Source organism: Caballeronia sp. LZ024 (assembly GCF_031451455.1).
Classification (GTDB): Bacteria; Pseudomonadota; Gammaproteobacteria; order Burkholderiales; family Burkholderiaceae; genus Caballeronia; species Caballeronia telluris.
The window spans coordinates 187,574-211,081 of sequence record NZ_JARUXL010000003.1 but is presented as its reverse complement, the minus strand read 5'-3'; the positions used below and the strand labels follow the sequence as shown (position 1 = coordinate 211,081).

Annotated in this window: 20 protein-coding genes; 12 read left to right on the top strand and 8 right to left on the bottom strand. The window is 65.9% G+C overall.

The features are described 5' to 3' along the window. Position 1: 1 nt before the first annotated feature. The 6 genes from QCE48_RS18845 (at position 2) to QCE48_RS18820 (ending at position 7,813) form a co-directional block, all read left to right on the top strand. Positions 2-346: a (2Fe-2S)-binding protein gene (locus tag QCE48_RS18845; protein ID WP_309784406.1), complete on the top strand. Its 345-nt coding sequence runs from the start codon at positions 2-4 to the stop codon at positions 344-346. Further along, on the top strand, positions 336-1,730 hold the full coding sequence (locus tag QCE48_RS18840; RefSeq protein WP_309784405.1) for an FAD-dependent oxidoreductase: 1,395 nt from the start codon (positions 336-338) through the stop codon (positions 1,728-1,730). The genes QCE48_RS18845 and QCE48_RS18840 overlap by 11 nt, the downstream gene beginning before the upstream one ends. Then, positions 1,723-2,853, top strand: coding sequence for an FAD-binding oxidoreductase (locus QCE48_RS18835; protein ID WP_309784404.1), 1,131 nt, complete (start codon positions 1,723-1,725; stop codon positions 2,851-2,853). Before QCE48_RS18840 ends, QCE48_RS18835 begins: the two co-directional genes overlap by 8 nt. A 54-nt stretch (positions 2,854-2,907) precedes the next feature. Further along, the gene (locus tag QCE48_RS18830) at positions 2,908-3,264 is read left to right on the top strand and encodes a RidA family protein (RefSeq protein WP_309784403.1); all 357 of its coding nucleotides are present in this window, start codon (positions 2,908-2,910) and stop codon (positions 3,262-3,264) included. Between the two features lie 310 nt (positions 3,265-3,574). Beyond that, positions 3,575-5,287, top strand: coding sequence for a ShlB/FhaC/HecB family hemolysin secretion/activation protein (locus tag QCE48_RS18825; protein ID WP_309784402.1), 1,713 nt, complete (start codon positions 3,575-3,577; stop codon positions 5,285-5,287). A 162-nt stretch (positions 5,288-5,449) separates the two neighbouring features. Then, positions 5,450-7,813: a filamentous hemagglutinin N-terminal domain-containing protein gene (locus QCE48_RS18820; RefSeq protein ID WP_309794277.1), complete on the top strand. Its 2,364-nt coding sequence runs from the start codon at positions 5,450-5,452 to the stop codon at positions 7,811-7,813. A gap of 10 nt (positions 7,814-7,823) precedes the next feature. Here QCE48_RS18820 and QCE48_RS18815 read toward each other — a convergent pair whose 3' ends face one another. After that, complete coding sequence (locus QCE48_RS18815; protein ID WP_309784400.1) at positions 7,824-9,008, bottom strand: acyltransferase; 1,185 nt, start codon at positions 9,006-9,008, stop codon at positions 7,824-7,826. 209 nt (positions 9,009-9,217) lie between these two features. Here QCE48_RS18815 and QCE48_RS18810 point away from each other — a divergent pair, with 209 nt between their 5' ends. Both QCE48_RS18810 and QCE48_RS18805 read left to right on the top strand, forming a co-directional pair. Next, the gene (locus QCE48_RS18810) at positions 9,218-9,529 is read left to right on the top strand and encodes a hypothetical protein (RefSeq protein WP_404982492.1); all 312 of its coding nucleotides are present in this window, start codon (positions 9,218-9,220) and stop codon (positions 9,527-9,529) included. 59 nt (positions 9,530-9,588) lie between these two features. Beyond that, positions 9,589-9,792: a cold-shock protein gene (locus QCE48_RS18805; protein ID WP_087629847.1), complete on the top strand. Its 204-nt coding sequence runs from the start codon at positions 9,589-9,591 to the stop codon at positions 9,790-9,792. A gap of 39 nt (positions 9,793-9,831) precedes the next feature. Here the strand turns inward: QCE48_RS18805 and QCE48_RS18800 are convergent, their stop codons facing one another. The 5 genes from QCE48_RS18800 to QCE48_RS18780 all read right to left on the bottom strand — a co-directional run bounded on the left by QCE48_RS18800 (position 9,832) and on the right by QCE48_RS18780 (position 15,196). Continuing rightward, on the bottom strand, positions 9,832-11,586 hold the full coding sequence (locus tag QCE48_RS18800; RefSeq protein ID WP_309784398.1) for an IlvD/Edd family dehydratase: 1,755 nt from the start codon (positions 11,584-11,586) through the stop codon (positions 9,832-9,834). 102 nt (positions 11,587-11,688) lie between these two features. Further along, the gene (locus QCE48_RS18795) at positions 11,689-12,492 is read right to left on the bottom strand and encodes an IclR family transcriptional regulator (protein WP_309784397.1); all 804 of its coding nucleotides are present in this window, start codon (positions 12,490-12,492) and stop codon (positions 11,689-11,691) included. Between the two features lie 65 nt (positions 12,493-12,557). After that, a complete protein-coding gene (locus tag QCE48_RS18790; RefSeq protein WP_309784396.1) occupies positions 12,558-13,286 on the bottom strand; it encodes an SDR family oxidoreductase in 729 nt (242 codons plus the stop codon). Positions 13,287-13,301: 15 nt separating this feature from the next. After that, positions 13,302-14,603 (bottom strand): MFS transporter, encoded by a 1,302-nt coding sequence (locus QCE48_RS18785; RefSeq protein ID WP_309784395.1) that lies wholly within the window; start codon positions 14,601-14,603, stop codon positions 13,302-13,304. 65 nt (positions 14,604-14,668) lie between these two features. Beyond that, positions 14,669-15,196 (bottom strand): 2,4'-dihydroxyacetophenone dioxygenase family protein, encoded by a 528-nt coding sequence (locus tag QCE48_RS18780; protein WP_087629851.1) that lies wholly within the window; start codon positions 15,194-15,196, stop codon positions 14,669-14,671. 361 nt (positions 15,197-15,557) lie between these two features. Between QCE48_RS18780 and QCE48_RS18775 the strand changes: the two genes are divergently transcribed. Genes QCE48_RS18775 through fabI form a run of 4 tightly spaced genes read left to right on the top strand, consistent with a single transcriptional unit; the run spans position 15,558 to position 20,796 of the window. Then, the gene (locus tag QCE48_RS18775; RefSeq protein ID WP_309784394.1) at positions 15,558-17,837 is read left to right on the top strand and encodes a DUF3141 domain-containing protein; all 2,280 of its coding nucleotides are present in this window, start codon (positions 15,558-15,560) and stop codon (positions 17,835-17,837) included. A 47-nt stretch (positions 17,838-17,884) separates the two neighbouring features. After that, positions 17,885-18,826 (top strand): phosphate acetyltransferase, encoded by a 942-nt coding sequence (locus QCE48_RS18770; protein WP_309784393.1) that lies wholly within the window; start codon positions 17,885-17,887, stop codon positions 18,824-18,826. 9 nt (positions 18,827-18,835) lie between these two features. Next, positions 18,836-20,014: an acetate/propionate family kinase gene (locus QCE48_RS18765; RefSeq protein ID WP_309784392.1), complete on the top strand. Its 1,179-nt coding sequence runs from the start codon at positions 18,836-18,838 to the stop codon at positions 20,012-20,014. A gap of 2 nt (positions 20,015-20,016) precedes the next feature. Further along, on the top strand, positions 20,017-20,796 hold the full coding sequence (gene fabI, locus QCE48_RS18760) for an enoyl-ACP reductase FabI (protein WP_309784391.1): 780 nt from the start codon (positions 20,017-20,019) through the stop codon (positions 20,794-20,796). 21 nt (positions 20,797-20,817) lie between these two features. On the opposite strand, the gene QCE48_RS18755 is transcribed toward fabI, so the two are convergent. Then, positions 20,818-22,257, bottom strand: coding sequence for an MFS transporter (locus tag QCE48_RS18755; RefSeq protein WP_309784389.1), 1,440 nt, complete (start codon positions 22,255-22,257; stop codon positions 20,818-20,820). 91 nt (positions 22,258-22,348) lie between these two features. After that, the gene (locus tag QCE48_RS18750; protein WP_309784387.1) at positions 22,349-23,503 is read right to left on the bottom strand and encodes a CaiB/BaiF CoA-transferase family protein; all 1,155 of its coding nucleotides are present in this window, start codon (positions 23,501-23,503) and stop codon (positions 22,349-22,351) included. Positions 23,504-23,508 lie beyond the last annotated feature (5 nt).

Here is a 23,508-nt window from a genome sequence, read left to right as displayed (position 1 = left end):
CATGACTTCGACACCGCTTTTCAGGGCCTTACCCGGCGCCGACGCGCCCATCGACATCTGGTTCAACGACCGCCCGTTGCGCGTGCCCGGCGGGCGCTCGGTGGCGGCGGCGCTGCTCGCCGCCGGCATCGACCGCTTTCGCGCGACGCCCGTCTCGGGCGCATCGCGCGCGCCCTACTGCATGATGGGCGCGTGCTTCGAATGCCTCGTCGAGATCGACGGCGTGCCGAGTCGGCAAAGCTGCATGGTGACGGTGAAGGAAGGCATGCGTATCCATTCGCAGGAAGGCGCGCGCGATCTGCCGCCGGTCGAATCCGAATCGATGGAGAACGCCCATGGTCGCTGAACAAGTGGATGTCGTGGTGATCGGCGCGGGCCCGGCCGGATTGAGCGCCGCGACGCGCGCGGCTTCGACGGGCCTCTCCGTCGTCCTGCTCGACGAACAGGACGCGGTCGGCGGCCAGATTTACCGGGCGATCGAGCGCACGGACGCGCGTCGCCGCGAAATTCTCGGTCCCGACTACACAGCGGGCGCGACCCTCGCCGATGCATTCGCACGCTCGGGCGCGCGTTATGTCGCGAATGCGTCGGTGTGGCAGGTGACGCGCGAACGCAGCGTCCACTATTTGAAGGACGGCAAGGTCGGCAGCTTCGAGGCGAAGCGTGTGATCCTTGCGACCGGCGCGATGGAACGTCCGTTTCCGATTCCCGGCTGGACGCTGCCCGGCGTGCTGACCGCGGGCGCCGCGCAGATCCTCTTGAAGAGCGCGGGCGAAGTGCCTACCGAGCCGCCGGTGCTGGTCGGCTGCGGCCCGCTGCTCTATCTCCTCGGCTGGCAATACGTGCGTGCGGGTGTGCCGATTCGCGCGCTCGTCGATACCACGCGCCACGAAGACCGCTGGCGCGCGAAGCGTCATCTGCTCTCGGCACTGCGTGCGTGGCCGTTCCTGAGCAAGGGCCTGCAACTGATGCGCACGCTGCGCGAAGCCGGCGTGCCGATGCACGAAGCCGCCGACGATCTGCGCGTCGAAGCGAAGCGCGGCGAGGACGGCGTCGAGCGGGCAGGCGCGCTGCACTTCACGACGCAAGGTCAGGCGCATCGCATCGAAGCGAACGTGATCCTGCTGCATCAGGGCGTCGTGCCGAATACGCAGTTCACGCTCGCGCTGCGCGCGAAGCATCGCTGGGATCCCGCGCAGCTCTGCTTCGTGCCAGTGACGGACGCCTGGGGCGAACTCGACGTGCCCGGCCTCTTCGTGGCCGGCGACGGCTCGGGCATCGGCGGCGCACAGGCCGCCGCCGAAGAAGGCGAACTTGGCGCGCTCGCGGTCGCGGCGCAACTCGGCGCGATCGACGACGCCGCGCGCGACCGGCTGGCCGCGCCGCATCGCCGCAAGCTCGCCGATGTCATGCGCATCCGCCCGTTCCTCGACAGCCTCTATCGTCCGCGCGACGCGAACCGCATTCCCGCCGACGACGTCATCGTCTGCCGCTGCGAGGAAGTGACCGCGGGCGACGTGCGCGGTTTCGTCGAACTCGGCTGCCTCGGACCGAATCAGGCGAAGTCGTTCGGGCGCTGCGGCATGGGTCCGTGTCAGGGACGCATGTGCGGCCTGACCGTCACGGAAGTCATCGCGAGCGCGCGCAACGTCGAACCCGAAGCGGTCGGCTATTACCGCATCCGTCCGCCAATCAAGCCGCTCACGCTCGGAGAACTCGCCGGTGAATAAGCCCGTCTCCGAATCCGACGTGCTCGTCGTCGGCGGCGGCCTGCACGGATCGAGCAGCGCGTTTCACATGGCGCGTCGCGGCGCGCGCGTCACCGTGCTCGAAGCCGATTACGTCGGACGGCATTCGTCGGGCGTGAACGCGGGCGGCGTGCGTACGCTCGGGCGGCTTTTGCCCGAAATCCCGCTCTCGCTGATGTCGCGTGAAATCTGGCACACGCTTGCCGACACGATCGGCGACGATGGCGGCTTCGTGCCGTCCGGCCAGATGAAGATCGCCGAGACCGAAGCCGAACTCGACGAATGCCGCGAGCGCGTCGCGTTGCTCGAATCGCATGGCTTCACGCACGAGAAGATCATCGACCGCGACGCGCTGCTCGAACTCGAGCCGAACATCGCGCCGCACGTGACGGGCGGAATCTGGGTCGAGCGCGACGGCTACGCGTTGCCGTTCCGGACCACGGCATCGTTCCGGCTCGCCGCGCAAAAGCATGGCGCGGCGTTCCATGAAGGCACGGCCGTCACGCGCATCGAACAACGCGGCGAGCGCTGGCTCGCGCATACGGCATCGGGCACGCATGCGGCGCAACAGCTCGTCGTGACGGCGGGCGCGTGGGCCGGCGAACTCGCGCGGCAAGTGGGCGAGCCGGTGCCCGTGCATCCGGAAGGACTGATGCTGATGGTCACGCATCGTGTCGCGCCGTTTTGCCGCTCGACGCTCGGCGCGACCGGCCGGCCGCTGTCGTTCAAGCAGTTCGACAACGGCACGGTCGTGATCGGCGGCAAGCTGATCGGCATCGCGGACCTGCCCGCGCGTCACGGCGAAGTGGATTTTGCGCGGCTCGTTCGCAGCGCCAACACGGTCGTCGATCTCTTCCCGCATCTGCGGCATCTCGGCATCAATCGCGCGTGGGCGGGCGTGGAAGCGTTCACCGAGGACTCGCTGCCCGTCATCTCGACGAGCCGTCGCGCGTCTAACCTCACTTACTCGTTCGGCTATTGCGGCAGCGGCTTTCAACTCGGACCGGGCTGCGGCAAGCTCGTCTCCGAACTGGTGCTCGACGGGCGCGCTTCCCTGCCGCTCGATGCCTTCGCGATCGACCGCTTCGGCGCGACGGCGCATTGATTTTTCCGCGCATCGTCCGGTGCGCGGCATCGTTACCAAGGAGTGCTTTTACGCATGAGCGATATCGTCAGAATCGAAACCAATCAGCGCATGAGCCGCGTCGTCAAGGCGGCGGGACTCGTGTTTATCGGCGGGCAAACCGCGAACGAGCGCACGCCGGATGTCAAGTCACAGACCGCGCAGGTGCTCGACAAGATCGACGGCTTTCTGGAAAAGGCCGGCATCGACAAGACGCGGCTCGTCTCGGCGCAGGTCTGGCTCGCGGACATCGCGCGCGACTTCGCGGGCATGAACGAAGTGTGGGACGCTTGGGTGCCATCCGGCTGCGCGCCGACGCGTGCGACGGTTCAATCGCAGCTTGCGGCGCCGGACTTGCTGGTCGAGATTTCGGTGACGGCGCTCGACCGATAGCGCGAGGAAGCCGGCCGAAAATGCCGGCTATAACTGCCGTTCATATTGTCCGATTTAGCCGGATGCCGATGGGTAGCCGTGGAGGCCGGTCTGCTATAACTTAACGGAACTCAAACGACAGCATACAAACCCGTTGCAGGACGCGCCGCCTGCCTCCGTCGGAGAAACGCATGCCTCACGACAGATGCCTTGCCGACACTCTCGCCGGCGCGCCCCTCCGACGGCAGCCTGCACATTGACTCGACCCCATACCAAGAAACGCCGACTCGCGAGGCCGGCACACCTGAGCCTGCCTTGCACGGTCGCACTCATGTTGCTGACGTCCTCGGCGCTCGCGCAGTCCTATCGCGACGTCACGCCAGCGGCGCCGCCCACGCCCCCACGCCCCGTCGCGCCGCCCGTGCCGCCGCAGCCCGCGACCGATTCGCCGCAGATCGCCGTGCAGACGCTGAACGGACTGGTCTTCGATCCGGCGGCGAGCGCGGCGCCCGTCGCCCCGATTGCCAGATCGAGCGCATCGAACGGGCGCATCACGGCGTCCGGCCTTCCGCTGCTCGACGAAGCCTTCCTCGCCGGATTCGCGCCGGACCTCGGACGGCCGCTGAGCTTCGGACGCCTTGCCGAGATTCGCCGGGCCGTCGTCCAGCGATACCGCGACGCGGGCCTGCCGCTCGTCGATGTCTATGCGCCCGAGCAGGACGTATCGAGCGGCGTCGTGCACATCACGGTGGCGAGCTACCGGCTCGGACAAGTGGTCGTGCGCGGCAACCGTCATTTTTCGAGCGCGCTGCTCGCGGGTGAAATGCCGCTCGAAAGCGGCGCCACGATTCGCGAATCCGACGTCGCTTCGGGCCTGTCGATGCTCAACGCCAATCCGTATCGCACCGTCGACGTGGTGTATGCGCCCGGCGAGGCCGAGAACACCACCAACGTCGTGCTGCAAACCGAAGACCGCTTTCCGCTGCGGGTCTCGGCCGGCTATGACAACGCCGGCGTTCCGCAACTGGGCCGCGACCGCTTCTTTGCGGGTTTCGACTATGGCAACCTGTTCGGGCTGGATCAGCAGATCGCCTATCAGGCGACCGCGAGCAACGATCTCTTCGGCGGCAATCCGTACATCGAGGGGCGCACGAACCGGCCGCGTTTCGTCGCGCATGCGCTGAACTATTCGGCGCCGTTGCCGTGGCAGGACCGCATCGAATTGTTCGGCGTCTATGCGCAAAGCACGCCGCGGCTTCCGGACAGCTACGGCCAGACCGGCATCTCCGCGCAGATGAGCTTTCGCTATGACTGGCGTCTTGCGCCGCTCGACGGATGGCAGCAGCAGATCCAGTTCGGCTACGACTTCAAGCGTTCGAACAACGACCTGGAATTCGGCGGCTTTCAGGTTTTCAATTCCAACACGCACATTCATCAGTTCGTGTTCGCCTACGACGTGAACCGGCTCGATGCGCTCGGTCAGGCGCGCGCCAACGCGACGCTCGTGCTGAGCCCGGGCCGTCTCGATGGCGACAATCAGGATGAAGCCTTCGACACCGCACGCCACGGCGCGACGCCACGCTATGCGTACTTGCAGCTGTCGGCCCAGCGCGACGTGACGATCGGCCCCGGCTTCGCGCTTTGGGGACGCGGCATGTTCCAGTGGACGCCCGACACGCTGTTGCCGAGCGAGGAAATGGGCCTTGGCGGCGAGAGCAGCGTGCGCGGTTATGACCCCTACGTCGTGCAGGGCGATCGCGGCTGGAACGTTCAGACCGAAGTGCGCACGCCCGCGTGGGTCATGGGTTCGAGCGGCGTCGCGCTGCAACCGTTCGTCTTCCTCGATGCGGGCCGCGTCTGGAATCGCATCGACCAGCCGACCGAGCCGAACAACGGATCGCTCGTGAGCGTGGGCGCGGGTTTCCGCTTTCAGCTTCGACGCTATATCAACGTGCGCGGGATCTATGGGTTCCCGCTGCGCGCGGCCGTGCCCAATGGGTCCAAGTCGCCTTTAGGGATGCTTTACGTGTTGATCGGCTCCTGATGGCGCGCCGCCTGAAGTGACACGCATGTGTCACGGGGCACGTTATTCGCTCAACGCAGATGCAGCACAGATTTTCTTAGCATGCGGTCAAGTTTGTTCTACAACTAAGAGGCTAAAGACAACACTAAAGCACACGCTATAAGCAATCCGGAGGGGCACGTCATGCAGCGCTCTTTTCATCTTGCGGACTTCGGTCATTCACAACGCCGCGCCTCCGTGTCGCTGATACGCGGCGATGCCGTGCTGGCTTTTATCCTCTGCGCGATGAGCGCCAGTGCGCTCGCCGCCGGACCGCTTCCGCAAGGCGGCCAGTTCGTCGCCGGCACCGGATCGATCGCGACCAGTGCGACGGCCGTCAACATCACGCAGAACACGCCGCGCGCCGTGATCGACTGGCGCAGCTTCTCCATCGGCAACGGCAACACCATCAACGTCAACAACGGCACGGGCGCGACGCTCAGCCGCGTGACCGGTATCGATCGTTCCGTGATCGACGGCAAGCTCGCCGCCTCGGGTAGCTTTTACCTCATCAATCCGCAAGGCGTCGTGGTGGGCCCGAGCGGCGTCGTCACCACGGGCGGGCGCTTCGTTGCATCGACGCTCGACATCGGCAATAACAACTTCATGAACGGCGGTCCGCTCAACCTTACCGGTTCGGGCGATGGTGTCGTCGTCAATCTCGGGAAGATCAGTTCGACGGGCGGCGATGTCTTTCTCGTCTCCCGTAAACTCGTCGAGAACGAGGGCAGCATCAGCGCGCCGAAGGGATCGGCGGAACTCGCCACCGGCAGCGAGGTACTGCTCAAGGACTCGGCAACCGGTCCGCAAGTCTTCGTTCAGGCAGGCACGCACGGCGACGTCGTGAACAAAGGCACGATCGAGGCCGCGCAGATCGACCTGCGCGCGGCGGACGGCAATATATTCGCGCTCGCCGGTCAACACGACGATCTGCGGGCGACGGGCACCGCAACGCGCGAAGGCAAGGTGTGGCTCGTCGCCGACCGCGGCACGGCACACGTTCATTCGAAGATCGAGGCATCGAATGCGGACGGCACCGGCGGCACGGTGATCACGACCGGCAACACGCTGCATCTCGACGACGCCGCAATCGATGCGGCGTCATGGGACATTAGCGCGCCCGAGTTCAACGCCGGGCCGCTGAACTCGGCGACGCTCGCACGCAATCTGTCGGCCGGCACGTCGATCACGGTAAACGCGACGGGCGGCACGGGCGGCAGCGGCAACATCAACCTCGGCGCGGCCGTGCGATGGACGGGCGATGCGTCGCTCACGCTGAGCGCGGTGCACGACGTGACGCTCGGCCCGCTGGTGACGCTCGCGAACATCGGCGCGGGCAACCTGACGCTGCGTGCCGATTCGCACGCCAGCGACAACGGCGGCAGCATCCTGAGCGGCGGCACGCTCGACTGGTCGCAAGGACTCGGCATCATCTCCGCGTTCTACGACATGAACGGCACCTACACGCGCGCTACAGTGCGGCAGAACGAGTCGTGGAAACCGGCGCCGTATAGCGGCCTCAAGACGCAGTACACCGTGTACCAACTCGTCAACTCGAACGCGGATCTGGTGAAGATGGGAGACAACCTCGTCTCCAACTACGCGCTCGGCCGCAATCTCGATCTCGCGCCGGACGTAGGCAAGATCAACGTGATCGGCGGAGGCATCGCGCTGTCCGGCCAGTTCGACGGCATGGGCCACACCATCAGCCACTTCAACGGCTATCAGGTCGGGACCGAGCCGACGCTGGTCGGCCTGTTCGGCGCGATCTACACGGGCGGTGTCGTGCGCAATCTGGGCGTGATCGATTCGAGCGCCTCCGGTTCCTACAATACGCCGGCCGGCATCCTCGCCGGGCTCAACAGCGGGCTGATCTCGAACGTGTATACGACCGGCTCGACCGGCTCGCCCGAAGAGACGGGTCCCGGTGGCGGCGGCCTCGTCGCACGCAACGAAGGCACCATCGAGCGATCGTGGAGCAGCGCGAGCGTCGGCGGCCAGGGAGACTACGGCGGCCTCGTCGGCGTGAACAACGGCAAGATCGTCCAGTCGTTCGCAACCGGATCGGTCTTCGGCGGATCTCATGCGGAAGGCGGCGGCCTCGTCTCGCAGAACAGCGGATCGATCACTCAATCGTATGCATCGGGCTCCGCGCAGATGTACTACAACGGCGGCCTGGTCCTCGACAACACGAGCACCGGCACGATCAGCGAATCGTTCGCGACGACCCACATCGTTCCGCAATTCGATCCCGCACTGAAAGGCGGCGTGGCGTTCTCCAACGCCGGGACGATCGCGAACAACGTCTACTGGGACGTGGGCATGACCACGGCGACCAACTCGGTCTACGGCGGCACGCCCGTGCCTGCCGCGAACGGACTGAGCACCGTGCAGATGCGCACGGCATCGAGCTTCGACTCCAGCTGGGACTTCAGTCCGACCGGCACGTGGGCGCTTCCCGCGGGCGCGCAGCATCCGGTTTTGCGCTGGCAACTCGGCGCGCAATGAGGACCGTCGCTCACGTGCGGCCACCCGGATGATAGTGCCGGTCGACGCGCGCGAGCAGACTGCGTGACAGACGCGTCGCGCGTCCCTGTATCAGCCATTCCGACACGCGCGAGAGCGCATACGACATAGAGAGCACTGCGAGCAACGTCGCACTGAAAAGCGCGAGCGAGACGTCGCGGTTCGTCTGCCTGAAGTCGTGCTCGAAGAAGTGGAACGTCGCGTAGACGCAGATGAAGTGCCAAAGATAGATGCCGTAGCTCTCGCGACCGAGCGCTTCGGCGCAACGGCGCACTAACGTGTTGCGTGGCGCTCGGCGCGGGCCGGCATCGTTGCGCGAGCTCACGAACAGCAGGAACGCGACCGCGCCGCACGCCGCGACGAGCGGCGCAAGCTCATGCGCCTTCGCGAACCAGACGCCGAGCGCTGCGGTCCCGAACGCGAGTGCCAGCGCCAGCGAGAAATAGAGCCACGTCGCCTGCCGCGTCGCGCCGGCGTCGCCCAGCAGACGCGAACGGAACGCGTACCACGCCCACATTCCGACGATGAAACACGGCCCCTGCACCGGCGGCCAGAAGTATGCGAACGAGTTGTTGCTGACGTGACAGTCGAGCGCCCCGCTGCACTCGCCGACCCATACGGCAACGACGGACGACGCGAGCAGCACTACCGTCGCCACGAGCAAGCGCGTGCGGTTCATCGCGACGAAAAACAGCAGCGGCGCGATCAGATAGAACAGCATCTCGACGCCGATCGACCATCCTCCCGGCACGACGTTGTTGATGGCCGTCGGCGACAACGCATGCAGGAATAGCACGTTGAGCAGGATGTCGATCGGTCCGTGCGCGCCGAGCACCCACGCGCGCTCGTAGCCGGAACGCGTCGCGCCGTAGCTGATGAGACCGTAGACGGCGATCGCCGCGTAGTACATCGGGGCGATGCGGAAAAAGCGCTTGATATAGAAGCGCAACGTGACATGACGCGCGTCCGCGCAGCGCGCGTGGTCCACTTCGAGCGTCATGAAGATCGTGATCGCGCTGATCACGAAGAAGAGTTGCACGCCGTATTGGCCCATGCGCGCAAGCAGCGTCACGCCATCCGGCAGATTGGGAAACTGAAACGACAGGTGTACGGCGACCACCCCGACGATCGCGAGCGCCCGACCTGCGTCGAGCGCGGCAACGCGTCCTTTCTCCATCGATGCTCCTCCTCGCGGTTCGTGTTAGCCGCTGGCCGCTAAAAGGCCGCGAGGTCCGTGGACAGCACGCGATCGCCCGAAGTTCCTGAAATCGTCGGACGGAGGCGATGAACCGAGTTTCACGGAATTGCCACATGCCGCGCGTGTAATGAGCATCACCGTCGCGCGGACCCGGGCACGACCCTTGCTCTACGCCTTCGCCCGCCTGGGTGGAACTGTTGGATAACCCACAGACCCAGGCCGCCCAACACGACAACATCCAAATCATGTTCACGACCAAACCTTGCACCGCGACCTGCGTCCTCGATGGCGCGCCCGTCACCCTGACCTTCTTCCCCGACACGCATCTCCTGCGCATCTGCAGCGCCGCTGGCGTGTGTCTGCGCGAAGTCCGCTGGCCCGCCTCATGGCGAATCCTGCTGGCGACGCTGCGCGAGTTCAGTCAGCGCGACGACGGTAGCGGCGTCGAATCGCGCCTCGACGAAATGCTGGACAACCAGCCGGCGCCCGCGATGGCCTGAACGTCACCCGGTTTTTTATCCGCGAGCAAGGGCTCGCTCAATGCTGCAACGAGGAAACGATGGCAACAGGAACAGTAAAGTGGTTCAACGATGCAAAGGGCTTTGGCTTCATCACGCCGGACGACGGCAGCCCTGACGTTTTTGCGCACTTCTCGGAAATCCAGGCGAACGGCTTCAAGAGCCTCCAGGAGAACCAGAAGGTGCTGTTCGAAGTGCGGACAGGACCGAAGGGCCTACAGGCAGCGAACATCCAGCCGCAGTAAGCCGCATCGGGCGTGGCGCGCGCCACGCCCTCAATTGGTTCACGCCCGCGGCGTCGTGCCCCGCGTCTTTACGGCACGCAGAAAGTCGAAATCGACACCCTTGTCGGCTTGCGTCACGCTCTGCAAGAAGAGCTTCAGATAGCCGCGCTCGGCGCTCGGCTCGACCACCGGCTTCTCCTTCGCGCGCTGCGCCAGTTCTTCCTCCGACACGAGCAGATCGAGCTCCCGGCACGATACCGAAAGCCGGATGCGGTCGCCGCTTCGCACCTGCGCGAGCGGCCCGCCGATCGCGGACTCGGGCGTCACATGCAACACGATGGTCCCGAACGCAGTCCCGCTCATGCGGCCATCGGAGATGCGCACCATATCCTTGACGCCCGCCATCGCGAGCTTCTTCGGAATCGGGATATAGCCCGCTTCGGGCATGCCGGGCGCGCCTTTCGGACCGATGTTCCTCAGCACGAGAATGTCGTCGGCGTTCACATCGAGATCGTCCGAGTCGATGCGCGCGGCGAGGTCCGCCGCGTTCTCGAACACGACCGCGCGTCCTTCGTGCTCCATCAGGCGGGCGTCGGCGGCCGACTGCTTGATGATCGCCCCGCCCGGCGCGAGATTGCCTTGCAGCACCGCGATGCCGCCCTGCGGATAAATCGGATCGTCGAACGGACGCACGACGCTTTGCGCGAACGCCGGCCCTGCCGCGTCGATCTCTTCGCCGAGCGTGCGGCCGGTCACCGTCAGCGCATCCAGATGCAGCAGCGGCCTGAGTTCGCGCAGGAGCGTCGCCATGCCGCCGGCCTTGTCGAAGTCTTCCATGTAGTGCTGCCCCGACGGCTTCAGGTCGAGCAGCACCGGCGTTTCGCGGCCCATGCGGTCGAGCGCCTTCAGGTCGACGTCGAAACCCATGCGCCCCGCGATCGCCGTCAGGTGCACGATGCCGTTGGTCGAGCCACCGATCGCGAGCAGCACGCGCATCGCATTCTCGAAGGCCTCGGCGGTGAGGATCTTGTCGATCGTGAGGCCGTCGCGGGCCATCTGCACGGCTTCTTTTCCGGTCAGCTCCGCGATGCGCATGCGTTGCGCCGTGACGGCGGGCGGCGACGCGCCGCCCGGCACCGTCATGCCGAGCGCCTCCGCGATGCACGCCATCGTGCTCGCCGTCCCCATCACGGAGCAAGTGCCCACGCTCGCGACGAGCTGATCGTTGACCGCCGCGATCTCCGCCTCGTCGATTTCTTCGGCGCGAAAGCGCGCCCAGTAACGCCGGCAGTCCGTGCACGCGCCGACGCGCTCCGAGCGGTGCGAGCCCGTCAGCATCGATCCGGTGATGAGCTGGATCGCGGGAATGCCCGCCGACGCCGCGCCCATCAGTTGCGCGGGCACGGTCTTGTCGCAGCCGCCGATCAGCACGACGGCGTCCATCGGCTGGGCGCGCAGCATTTCCTCGGTGTCCATCGACATGAGGTTGCGCAGGTACATGCTCGTCGGCTGCGAGAACGACTCGGCGATGGAGATGGTCGGGAAGTCCATCGGCAGGCCGCCCGCGAGCATCACGCCGCGCTTCACGGCCTCGATCAGCTGTGGCGCGTTACCGTGACACGGGTTGTAAGCGCTGCCCGTATCGACGATGCCGATCACCGGCCGGTCGAGCGCGCTGTCGGTGTAGCCGGCGCCCTTGATGAACGCTTTGCGCAGGAAGAGCGAGAAGCCGTTGTCGCCGTAGCTCGTGAGCGATTTGCGCAGGCCCGTGGGAGCGTCGTCGGACGGGGATGGTTGGTCGGAAGTGTCGGTCATGGCGATTGGCGAAGGCGGTGGGGTTGTCGGAACGCGCGAGGGGGCGCCTGTGGGTCAATTATCACCACATAGGCGAAAGCGCGCGAGTGACGCCTCGACCGGCTACCGCGCGCCCGGCCCCGCCTGCTGCGAAATCGCGCGGCAGGCTTCCCTGAGCGGCCCGACATACGTTTCGAGCGGCGTCGTGCACTTCCTGAAGAGTGGAATGCTGATGCTGACGCAGCCCATCGGCCGTCCGTTCGAATCGAGGATAGCGCAGCCGTAGCAGAAGATCTGCGCTTCGTTTTCCTCGCGATCTTCCGCATAGCCGCGCGCGCGCGTCGCGTCGAGTTCGGCGTCGAGCGCCGCACGTTCGACGATCGTATTCGGCGTGAAGCGCTCGAACGAGAGGCCGTGCAACAGCATATCGCGTTCCGCGGGCGCGAGCGCCGCGAGATAAGCCTTGCCGACCGAACTCGAATACAGCGTGACGCGCGTACCGATGCGCGACGCCATGCGCACTGCATGCGGGCTTTCGAGCTTTTCGATGTACACCATGTCCGAGCCGCTGCGCACGGCGAGATGCACCGTCTCGTGCGTGACGTCGCGCAGCGTCTGCAGGGCCTCGGCCGCCGCGATGCGAAGATCGGAGCGGTCCCAGCTGCGGCTCGCGAGCGAAATCAGCCGCGGACCGAGTTCGAAGCACGCGCCCCGCCGCGCTTCGACCACGAGCCCTTCGGCCAGAAGCGCACCGACGATCCGATACACCGTCGGCCGCGGATAGCCCGTCAGCGCGGCGAGTTCGGCGACGCCCGGCGCGTCGCTCGCGTCGGCGATCAGTTGCAGGACCGCCATGAACTTCGAGAAGGCGGCGGTACCGGTGGCTTTTGCCGCGTCGAGCGAAGCGGAGTCGGAAAGTGCTGGCATGAACGTCGGAGAGAACGGCGCGGAGGATGCCCGATTATAACGAGCGATCCGGCGCCGCCTGCTCGCTAAGCCACCATGTAGCCGCCATCGACGGGCACGATCGTGCCGGTCATGAAAGACGCCGCCGGCGAACATAGAAACGCGACCACGCGTGCGACATCCTCTGGCTGTCCCCAGCGCTTCATCGGCGTGCGATCGAGGATGCCCTGCGAGCGGCCGTCGTCGTCCTGCAAGGCCTGCGTGAGCGGCGTCGCGATCCATCCCGGCGCGACCGCATTCACGCGGATGCCGTCGGCGGCGTAGGCGATGGCGAGCGACTTCGTCAGTTGCGCGACGCCGCCCTTGCTCGCGCTGTAGGCGGGCACGAGGCCGCCGCCGAAAAAGCTTAGCATCGACGCCGTGTTCACGATCGATCCGCCGCTCGCCTTCAGACGCTCGCGCGCGGCGGCGCACATGCGCATCGTGCCACTCAGGTTCACCGCGATCACGCGCTCGAACACGCCGATGTCGTGCTCGTCGCCGCGCCGGATCATGCCCGCGCAGTTGACGAGCACGTCGAGCGCGTCGATGCGTTCGAAGAGCGCGGCGACGCTCGCGTCATCGGCGACATCGAGCGGCGCGACCTCGACGCGCGGCTCCAGCGCTTCGCGTTGCTGCGCGGTCGGCGCGATGCCCGCCGCGATCACGCGCGCGCCGAGCGTCGCGAACTCTTCCGCGATGCCCGCGCCGATGCCTTGCGTGCCGCCGCTCACGACGACGGTCTTGCCCTTGAACAGATCTCTTTGAAAAGTCATATCGAAAGTGAAGATTTAAACCGGGGCCACGGCCGGCGCGTTCTGTTCCGAATCCTGGATCGGCACGCGCACGACGAACATGTAGACGAGCGCCGCCGCGAACGCCACGCCCGCGCTGATGAGAAACGCGTTCACGAACGAATGCGTCTTGTCGACGACGAGACCGGTGATGAACGGCGCGAACGATCCGCCGAAATAGCCGCCGAAGTTCTGGATGCTGCCGAGCGATGCCACCATGTGACGCGGCGCCGCCACGCTCACGAGCGCCCAGGCCGCGCCGCTCGCCATGTTGACGAAGAACATCGCCGCCGAGAGATACACGATCGCGAGCGTGAGGTTCGGCGTGAACGCGGCGGGCACCGTGAAGAGCGCCGCGCCGATGAGGCCCGTGCAGATCGGCCACTTGCGGCTGCGGATGGGCGCGACGCCGCGCGCCATCAGACCATCGGCGACGAAGCCGCTCGACAACATGCCGAGCGTGCCGAAGAGATAGGGAATCGACACGATCCAGCCGGTCTTCGCGATGGTCAAGTGGCGCTCATGTTCGAGATACGCGGGCAGCCAAGTGAGATACAGCCACACCATGTAGATCACGCCCATGAAGCCGAAGATCATGCCCCAGGTCGTCGCCTTGCCGAACAGGCCGCGCCATTCCGCGAAGCTCATGCGGCGTTCCGCGCGCTGCTGTTCCTCGCCTTCGGTCAGATGCGCGATCTCCTGCGGGTCCAGCGGGACGTCGCGGCGGTTGCGGTAGACGATGTACCAGCCGATCGCCACCGCGATCCCCAGCACGCCCATGATGACGAACATGTAGCGCCAGCCGAAGACGAGCAGGAGCGCGGTCAGGATCGGCGGCGCGAGTGCCGGGCCGATCGTCGACGAGGTCACGAAGATGCCGGTCGGCTTGCCGCGTTCACGCAGCGCGAACCATTCGCTCACAACCTTCGCGCCCGCCGGAAACTGCGGCGCCTCGCCGATGCCGAGCGCGATGCGCGCGAACAGGAACTGCTGCAGGCTCGTCACAAGGCCGCCGAACAACTGCGCGACCGACCAGACGAACATCCCGAGGCCGAGCATGATGCGCGCGCCGAAGCGGTCGAGCATCACGCCGATCGGCAGTTGCGAGAACGCATACGCAAACGAGAACGCCGACAGCAGCAAGCCCATCTGCGAAGCCGACAGCCCGAGTTCCTGGCTGACCGAGTGATTGGCGATCGACAGCGTGCTGCGGTCGAGATAATTGACGATGCCCGCCAGCGTGAGAAACGTGAGTGCGACCCACTGGATGCGCTTCAAGCGCGGTGACTTAGCCTGCATGATGTCTCCTTTGGCGCTCTGATCGGCGCTCATTCGGTTTCGAGTTGTGTTGTGTGCGGGACGGTTCAGCGGATGAACTGATCGACGTAATCGGCGCCGAGGCCGACCTCGGTGAAGTGCTTGCGGCACATGTCGATCTTCGTGAAGACGTCTTCGTAGCCGGTGTGATTGCCGTACGGATCGCAGTAGAACATCACGCCGTTCACCTGGAAGTACGTGATCATTTCCTCGACGTCTTCCGGCACGTACAGCGTGTGCGTCTCGCCGGGCGGCTCGAAGACATAGCTGCCTTCCGTTGCGACCCAGTCGTGCTCCAGGTAGCGCCATCTGCCCTTGAGCACCATGCCGTGCACGGCTTGCGGATGCCGGTGACGCGACAGCACGCCCGACTTGCGCACGCGCAGCAGATTCATCCAGTAACCTGTCGATGCATTCAGGCACAGCGGCCGGAACCAGACGTTCTCGGCTTGAGGGACCCAAAGCCGCTCGTCCTTCGGAATGGCCGATTCGACGACGATTTCCTTCGCCGCCTCGGCGGGGAAGGGAAGTTGATACGGCATGAGTGCTTCCGCCGTGGGGTTTGGCGCGGTCATCGCGTCTCCTTGTCCATATTGTGGATAATGAACCGTATTATGGACAATATTCCGTGCGATGTTGACGCATGTCAAGCGTTTTGCATGGACACATGGGCTAAGGGCCTCGCGCTTCGCAACACGGAAGTGCGCCTTTTCGATTTGCCCCGGCGATCGGCACCGTCTACACTGGATCGGCTGACGCAATGCAACACGAACCGCGCCGCGTCACGCTGCTGCCAGGTTCATCGCCGATCTTGACGATACCGCGCCGATCGCAAGGCGCGAAGCGCCTCGCCTGGTTTCACGCCGCCTGTCCTCCCGCATGCAATCGTGCGATACCGACGGCGGCGCCGACTCTCCGATGGAGTTCGAAGCGACCATGATTCAGCCCAGTCCGGCATCCGCTCCCCCCGATCCTCCCGCGACGCCCGCGCCCGGCGGATTCGTCCCGGCGAAGGCGGCCATCGATTACATCGTCGACGCCTGGCAGCGAGGCATCCTGTTCGCCGACGTAATGCGCGAGCGCGGCAACCAGTATCAGGCCCACTTGCTCGAACGCGCGCCGAACGTGCTCGATTTCGGCACCGAGCTGGTCGTCGACGGACGCACGCTGCCGCGTCCCGTCAACTACGGCCTCGTGCGCATCACCGCCCCCGACGATCTCAAGCCCGACCGCGACGCCACCGGCGCGCACGATCCGGGCCGCCTGCGTCCGTTCATCGTCTTCGACCCGCGCGCCGGGCACGGTCCGGGCATCGGCGGCTTCAAGCGCGACAGCGAAATCGGCGCTGCCCTGCGCGCGGGCCATCCGTGCTACTTCGTCGGCTTCCTGCCCGATCCGGTGCCGGGCCAGAGCGTCGAAGACGTCATGCGCGCCGAAGCGACCTTCCTCGAAAAAGTCATCGAACTGCATCCCGACAGCCCGGGCAAACCCGCCGTGATCGGCAATTGCCAGGCCGGCTGGCAGGTGCTGATGACGGCCGCGATGCGCCCCGAGCTATTCGGGCCGATCATCGTCGCGGGCGCGCCGGTGTCGTACTGGGCGGGCTGGCGCGGCAAGAATCCGATGCGTTATTCGGGCGGCATGCTCGGCGGCTCGTGGCTCACGGCGCTCACCGGCGATCTCGGCGACGGCCGCTTCGACGGTGCCTGGCTCGTGCAGAACTTCGAGACCCTGAACCCGGCCAACACGCTCTGGCAGAAGCAATACAACCTGTACGCGAACATCGACAGCGAAGCCACGCGCTATCTCGGCTTCGAGAAGTACTGGGGCGGCCACGTGTTCCTCAACGCGGCCGAGATGCAGTACATCGTCGACAACCTGTTCGTCGGCAACCGGCTCGTCAAAGGCGAGATCATCACGTCGGACGGCATCCGCCTCGATCTGCGCAATATCCGCTCGCCGATCGTCGTGTTCTGTTCCTACGGCGACAACATCACGCCGCCGCCGCAGGCACTCGGCTGGATCACCGACCTGTATCGCGACGACGCCGATCTCTTCGGCCACGACCAGACCATCGTCTATGCGACGCACGACAGCATCGGGCATCTCGGCATCTTCGTGTCGAGCAGCACGGGCAAGAAGGAGCATCGCGAGTTCGTGAGCAACGTCGACCTCATCGACCTGCTGCCCTCGGGCCTGTACGAGGCGCATATGGGAAAGCGGACCGACGCCACGCCGCACGCCGAGCTGGTCGAAGGCGAACACGTGCTGTCGATTTCGCGGCGCGGTATCGACGACGTTCGCGCGATCGTGCAGCCCGACCCGGAAAGCGACCGGCGCTTCGCGACGGCCGCGTATGTGTCCGGCGTCAATCTCGGGCTGTACCGCAGCTTCATGCAGCCGTGGCTGCATGCGTGCGTGACGCCGTGGGCCGCCGACGTGGCGAGCCGCGTTCATCCGCTGCGCGTGCCCTATGAATCGTGGTCGGACCGCAATCCGCTCGCATCGAGCGTCGCGCGTCTCGCCGAGGACGTGAAGCAGGCGCGCACGAGCGTCGGCGCGGACAATCCGTTCTGGCAGATGCAGAACGCGATGTCGGATGCGATCGGCGCGTCGCTCGACTTCTACCGCGATACGCGCGATGCAGCTGTCGAACAACTATTCGAAGCGGTCTACGGCATGCCGTGGCTGCAGGCGATGGCGGGTCTTCCTCCGCGAAGCGCCGACGAAACCGCCGCCCCGCTGACCGAGCCGGGCGATTCGGAAGAACGCAGCGCGTCGATCGCCGCGGCGCACGAACACCTGCGCGACGACATGACGAAGGGCGGCCTTCTCGAAGCAAGCATGCGCGCGCTGCTCTTCATGCGCCGCACGCATGGCGAGGCCGACGAGCGCCGTTTCAATCTCGCGCGCGAAATGTTGAACACGCTGTCCGATCGCGGCATCCTCGCGTTCAAGGAAGTCGTGCGCGAACAGGCGGCGCTGCTGCGGCTCGACGTCGACGCCGCCATCGACGCCCTGCCCGGCATGCTGGCGAACGCCGCGCCGGCCGACATCCGCAACGCCGCGCGCCACATCGACACGCTCACCACGACGCTTCCGCTCGACGACCTCGAACGCGCCGACCTTGCGCGCGTGCTGTCGATTTTCGAATCGGCATCGAAGACGAAGACCAGGTCGACGCGGCGTGCCGAGACGCGCCAGCAAGTCGAATGACGGGCCTCGCCGCGCGCGGGCCGCACTGAAAACCGAGGGCACATGTCATGGAACACAAGCGTGAGAAGTACGAGCGGCTCGTCGCGTTTGCCGCGACGCTGCCGCCGACACCGACCGCCGTCGCGCATCCATGCGATCACGATTCGCTGTCGGCCGTGATCGAGGCGGCGCGCCTCGGGCTGATCGCGCCGATTCTCGTCGGGCCGCGCGAGAAGATCGAAGCGGCGGCGAGGGAAGGCAATCTCGATCTCGGCGACCTGCCTCTCGTCGACGCGCCGCACAGCCACGCGGCCGCAGCCGCCGCCGTGCAGCTCGTGCACGAAGGACGTGCCGAGGCGCTGATGAAAGGCTCGCTGCACACCGACGAACTGATGGGCGCAGTCGTCTCGCGCGCCACGGGCCTGCGCACCGAGCGCCGCGTGAGCCACTGCTTCATCATGGACGTGCCCGGCCGCGAGGACGCGCTCATCATCACCGACGCGGCCGTCAACATCTCGCCGACGCTCGATGAAAAGCGCGACATCGTGCAGAACGCCATCGACCTCGCGCACGCATTGCGCTTTCCCGCCGCGCGCGTCGCGATTCTCTCCGCGATGGAGACGGTCAATTCGAAAGTGCCCTCGACGCTCGATGCCGCCGCGCTCTGCAAGATGGCCGACCGGCGGCAGATCACGGGCGGCATTCTGGACGGCCCGCTCGCCCTCGACAACGCAATCAGCGAGGAAGCCGCCCGGATCAAGGGCATCGTGTCGCCGGTCGCGGGACACGCGAACGTGCTCGTGGTGCCGGACCTCGAAGCCGGCAATCTGCTCGCGAAGAGCCTGTCGTTTCTCGCCCACGCGGACGCCGCGGGCATCGTGCTCGGCGCGAAGGTGCCGATCATCCTGACGAGCCGCGCCGATTCGGTGATCACCCGGCTCGCATCGTGCGCGGTCGCTTCGCTCGTCGCGCTCGCGCGGCGCGAGAAAGCGTCCGCCGGCATCGTGTAGGGGCATCGCATGGATGTCATTCTGGTCATCAACTCCGGCTCGTCCAGCATCAAGTTTCATGCGTTCTCGGTGAGCGGCGGCACGCTCGATCCGATCGCGGGCGGCAAGCTCGAAGAGCTATACACGAAGCCGCGCTTCCAGGCGAAGCGACAGAACGGCGAAGTCATCGAAGACCGTGGCTGGCCGGAAGGCGAAAGTCTCGGCCACGACAACGCGATTGCGTTCCTGCTCGACTGGCTGCGCGCGCACGCGGGCGACGCGACGCTGCTCGCCGTCGGACATCGCGTCGTGCATGGCGGCGACCATTATTCCGCGCCGGTTCGCATCGACGCGAAAGTGATGGGCGAACTCGAAGCGCTCGTCCCGCTCGCGCCGCTACATCAGCCGCACAATCTCGCGGCGATCCGCTCGATCGAGGCGCGCAATCCGGACGTGCCGCAGATCGCCTGCTTCGACACCGCGTTCCATCACACCCAGCCGGCCGTCGCGACACGCTATGCGCTGCCGCCCGACATCACGAGCCAGGGCGTGCGGCGCTACGGCTTTCATGGACTTTCCTATGAATTCATCGCGAGCACGTTGCCGCAATACGGCGAGCGCGCCGCGCGCGGCAAGACGGTCGTGCTGCATCTCGGCAACGGCGCGAGCATGACGGCACTCGACGGCAGCAAGAGCATCGCGAGCACGATGGGCTTCACCGCTGTCGAAGGGCTCGTCATGGGTACACGCTCGGGCACGCTCGACCCAGGCGTCGTGCTGTGGATGATGCAACAGGCGCACATGGATGCGCACTCGATCGAGACGCTGCTGTACAAGCGCTCGGGCCTGCTCGGCGTCTCCGGGATATCGAGCGACATGCGCGCGCTGCTCGCGAGCGACGAACCCTCCGCTGCCGAAGCCGTCGAGTTGTTCTGCTACCGGATCTCGCGCGAACTCGGATCGCTCGCGGCCGCGCTCGGCGGACTCGATGCAATCGTGTTCACGGCGGGCATCGGCGAATATGCGGCGCCTGTGCGCGAGCGCGTGTGCCGCGCGGCGGCGTGGCTCGGCGTCTCGCTCGACGCGGCGGCGAACGCGAAGCATGGACCGCTCATCAGCGATGCCGCGAGCGCCGTCGAAGTCTGGGTCATACCGACCAACGAGGAACTGATGATCGCTCGCCACACGCTCGACCGACTGGAGGCATGAGCATGGACCCGCTTTCCGCGCAGCCGTTCTCGCAACGCAAGGTGCTGATCGTCGGCATCGCCAACGAGCATTCGATCGCCTACGGCTGCGCGCGCGCCTTCCGCGAGCTTGGCGCGGAACTCGCCGTGACCTATCTCAACGACAAGGCCAAGCGCTTTGTCGAGCCGCTCGCGGAAGATCTCGGCGCGTCGATGCTGCTGCCGCTCGACGTCTCGCAGCCCGGCCAACTCGAAGCGGTGTTCGACACGATTCGCGAACGCTGGGGAAGGCTCGACGTCGCTGTGCATTCGATCGCCTTCGCACCGAAGATCGACTTGCAAGGCGGCCTTCTCAACAGCTCGGCCGAAGGCTTTGCGCAGGCGATGGACATCTCGTGCCATTCGTTCATCCGGATGGCGCGACTCGCTGCGCCGCTGATGGACGACGGCGGTTCGATGTTCGCGATGAGCTATCTGGGCGCGTCGCGCGTCGTGCCCAACTACGATCTGATGGGACCGGTGAAGGCGGCGCTCGAAGCGTCGTGCCGCTATCTCGCGCACGAGCTCGGGCCGAAGCGCATCCGCGTGCATCCGATCTCGCCGGGACCGTTGAAGACGCGCGCCGCTTCGGGGCTCAAGGACTTCGACCTGCTGCTCAACGAAGCGGCCGCGCGCGCGCCGATCGGTGAACTGGTGGACATCATGGATGTCGGCTACACCTGCGCATTTCTCGCGACGCCGTATGCACGGCGCATGACCGGCAATACGATCTTTGTCGATGGCGGCGTCAGCATCATTGGGTGAATCGCTTCCACCCGCTCCGCTTCAATGACACAACTCCTCGAGCCGCTTGCCGTTGGTCTTCGGCCCGAATCCGCCGATCGACACCATCACCACCAGCATGCACACCGTAATACCGACGAACACGCCCTCCACGCCGAAATCGCGCAACAGCGCCGCGATGATGAAGCCCGACATCATCGCGCCCATGCGGCTCGCCGAATACACGATGCCGTTCGCTCGGCAGCGCACCGAAGTCGGGAAAAGCTCGGACTGGTAGGCGTGATAGCACACCGAGATCGTCTGCCCGGCCAGGCTGATGAGCACGCCGAAGACGATCAGCGGTCCCACCGACCTCATCTGTCCGAACGCGATCCCGAACACGATCACCGCGAGCGCGGCGCCCACGATCAGCCATTTGCGCTGGATCCGGTCGGCGTAGAGCATCGCGAGGAGCGGTCCGACCGGCAGCGCGAACGCGATGATGAACGAATACAGCAGGCTCTTCGTCACGGTGATGCCCTGCCCGATCAGGAGCGTCGGCACCCAGTTCGCGAAGCCGTAGTAGCCGATTGCCTGACAAAAGTTGAAGACGATCAGCATGATGAAGCGCGAGCGGTACGGCGGCTGCAGCAGCTCGGCGAACGACGCGCGCCGGTGCATCGGCTGCTCGATCGCGGGCAGCGGCGGCGGCAGCGGCTTGCCCGACTGCCGCGCGACGATCTCCTCGATCCGCTGCACGACCGCTTCGCCCTTCGCGACGTGATCGTGCGTCGCGAGCCAGCGCGGACTCTCCGGCACGGCGCGGCGGATGAACCACACGACCACCGCGCCCGCCGATCCCGCCAGCACGACGATGCGCCAGCCATCGATGCCGAACAGCGTCGTCGGCACGAGCCAGTACGAGAGGATCGCGGCAACCGGCGCCGCCGCGAACATCACGAACTGGTTGAACGCCATCGCGCGGCCGCGCATGTGCTGCGGCACGAGTTCGGTCACATAGCTGTCGATCGTGATGATCTCGACGCCCACGCCGATGCCCGTGATGAAGCGCCACAGGATCACGCCTTCGGGCGTCGTCTGGAAGGCCATGATCGCCGACCCGACCGAATACCACAGCAGCGAATACGTGAACACCGAGCGACGGCCGAAGCGGTCCGGCAGCCAGCCAAAACCGAGCGTGCCGACAAACAGCCCGGCGAACGTCGCCGCGATGAACCCCGCGATGCCCGTGAAGCCGAAGAAGGACGTCGTCGTGGTCGCGAGCATGCCGCTCTTCGCCATGCCCGGCGCGATATAGCCGGTGAAGATCAGGTCGTAGATCTCGAAGAAGCCGCCGAGCGAGATGAGGAACACGAGCACCCACAGATGCCGCGTGATCGGAAGGCGGTCCATCCGCGCGGAAATTTCCGCACCCGGGTTGATGCCGACGCGAACGTTCGGCGTTGCAAGCGGGGGACTGCCCGCGACGACGGAAGGCTGCATGTTTGTCTCCTTTGATGTCGGCGGCACTTTTTTCGATGCGTGCCTGCCGGCGTGATGGTACTGAATGAACTGTCGGACGCGCGTCGTGCCCTCAGGCGGCAATCCTGCTCTTCAACCGCGACAACACTTCCTGCGTGTGCTCGCCGACCTTCGCCAGCGCCTGCCGCACGCCGGGACGCCGGCCGCCCATCGTGAGCGGCAACAGTACGACCTCGGTCATGCTGCCGTCGTCGGTTTCCATCGGCACGAGGCCGCCGCTCGCCTTCAGATGCGGGTCGTCGAGCAACTGTTCCGGGCGCACGATCGGCGCGTAGGGAATGCCCGCCGCTTCGAGCTTCGGCGCGAGTTCGTCGACGCGATGATCCTTCAGGATCGCGCCGAGCACGTCGAGCAATTCGGGGCGGACCGCGACGCGCAGCGCGTTGTTCGCGAAGCGCGGCTCGGCCGGCAGATCGGGACGATGCAGCACGTCGCACAGCGTGACGAACTGCTTGTCGCTGACCGCGCCGATAAACAACTGTTCGCCGCCGGCCAGCGTGAACACGTCATAGACGCTCCACGCCGACACGCGCGCGGGCATCGGCGGCGGCGGTTCCTTCGTCATGGCGTACTGCTGCATGTGCTGCGACGACAGAAACACGCAGTTCTCGAACAGCGCGCTCTGCACTTCCTGTCCGCGGCCGGTGCGCTCGCGTTCGCGCAGCGCGGCCAGCACGCCGATCGCGCCGAACATGCCGCCCATGATGTCGTTCACCGACGTCCCCGCGCGCAGCGGACGGCCGACCGGTCCCGTCATGTAGGAGAGACCGCCCATCATCTGCACGACTTCATCGAGCGCGAGGCGCTTCTCGTAGGGTCCGGGCAGGAAGCCCTTGTGCGACACGTAGATGAGGCCGGGATACTGCTGCGAGAGCGTGCCGTAGTCGAGGCCGAGCTTCGTCATCAGGCCGGGGCGGAAGTTTTCGAGCATCACGTCGCAGGTGCCGATCAGTTCGACCGCGGCGTCGCGGCCTTCGGGCGTGGTGATGTCGAGCACGACGCTTTTCTTGTTGCGGTTGAACGAGCGAAAGAAGCCGATGCCGAGGCCCGGCAGCGTGCGCGTCTTGTCGCCGCCGGGCGGTTCGATCTTGATCACTTCGGCGCCGAGGTCCGCGAGGATCATGCCGCACGTCGGTCCCATGACCATGTGCGTGAATTCGATGACGCGCACGCCGTCGAGGGGAAGTTTCGTATCGTTGGTGCTCATCATGT

Coding starts and splice junctions, on each gene's coding strand:
- QCE48_RS18845 (WP_309784406.1), top strand. CDS start 2: ATGACTTCGACACCGCTTTTCAGGGCCTTACCCGGCGCCGACGCGCCC.
- QCE48_RS18840 (WP_309784405.1), top strand. CDS start 336: ATGGTCGCTGAACAAGTGGATGTCGTGGTGATCGGCGCGGGCCCGGCC.
- QCE48_RS18830 (WP_309784403.1), top strand. CDS start 2,908: ATGAGCGATATCGTCAGAATCGAAACCAATCAGCGCATGAGCCGCGTC.
- QCE48_RS18825 (WP_309784402.1), top strand. CDS start 3,575: ATGTTGCTGACGTCCTCGGCGCTCGCGCAGTCCTATCGCGACGTCACG.
- QCE48_RS18820 (WP_309794277.1), top strand. CDS start 5,450: ATGCAGCGCTCTTTTCATCTTGCGGACTTCGGTCATTCACAACGCCGC.
- QCE48_RS18815 (WP_309784400.1), bottom strand. CDS start 9,008: ATGGAGAAAGGACGCGTTGCCGCGCTCGACGCAGGTCGGGCGCTCGCG.
- QCE48_RS18805 (WP_087629847.1), top strand. CDS start 9,589: ATGGCAACAGGAACAGTAAAGTGGTTCAACGATGCAAAGGGCTTTGGC.
- QCE48_RS18800 (WP_309784398.1), bottom strand. CDS start 11,586: ATGACCGACACTTCCGACCAACCATCCCCGTCCGACGACGCTCCCACG.
- QCE48_RS18795 (WP_309784397.1), bottom strand. CDS start 12,492: ATGCCAGCACTTTCCGACTCCGCTTCGCTCGACGCGGCAAAAGCCACC.
- QCE48_RS18790 (WP_309784396.1), bottom strand. CDS start 13,286: ATGACTTTTCAAAGAGATCTGTTCAAGGGCAAGACCGTCGTCGTGAGC.
- QCE48_RS18785 (WP_309784395.1), bottom strand. CDS start 14,603: ATGCAGGCTAAGTCACCGCGCTTGAAGCGCATCCAGTGGGTCGCACTC.
- QCE48_RS18780 (WP_087629851.1), bottom strand. CDS start 15,196: ATGACCGCGCCAAACCCCACGGCGGAAGCACTCATGCCGTATCAACTT.
- QCE48_RS18775 (WP_309784394.1), top strand. CDS start 15,558: ATGATTCAGCCCAGTCCGGCATCCGCTCCCCCCGATCCTCCCGCGACG.
- QCE48_RS18770 (WP_309784393.1), top strand. CDS start 17,885: ATGGAACACAAGCGTGAGAAGTACGAGCGGCTCGTCGCGTTTGCCGCG.
- QCE48_RS18765 (WP_309784392.1), top strand. CDS start 18,836: ATGGATGTCATTCTGGTCATCAACTCCGGCTCGTCCAGCATCAAGTTT.
- fabI (WP_309784391.1), top strand. CDS start 20,017: ATGGACCCGCTTTCCGCGCAGCCGTTCTCGCAACGCAAGGTGCTGATC.
- QCE48_RS18755 (WP_309784389.1), bottom strand. CDS start 22,257: ATGCAGCCTTCCGTCGTCGCGGGCAGTCCCCCGCTTGCAACGCCGAAC.
- QCE48_RS18750 (WP_309784387.1), bottom strand. CDS start 23,503: ATGAGCACCAACGATACGAAACTTCCCCTCGACGGCGTGCGCGTCATC.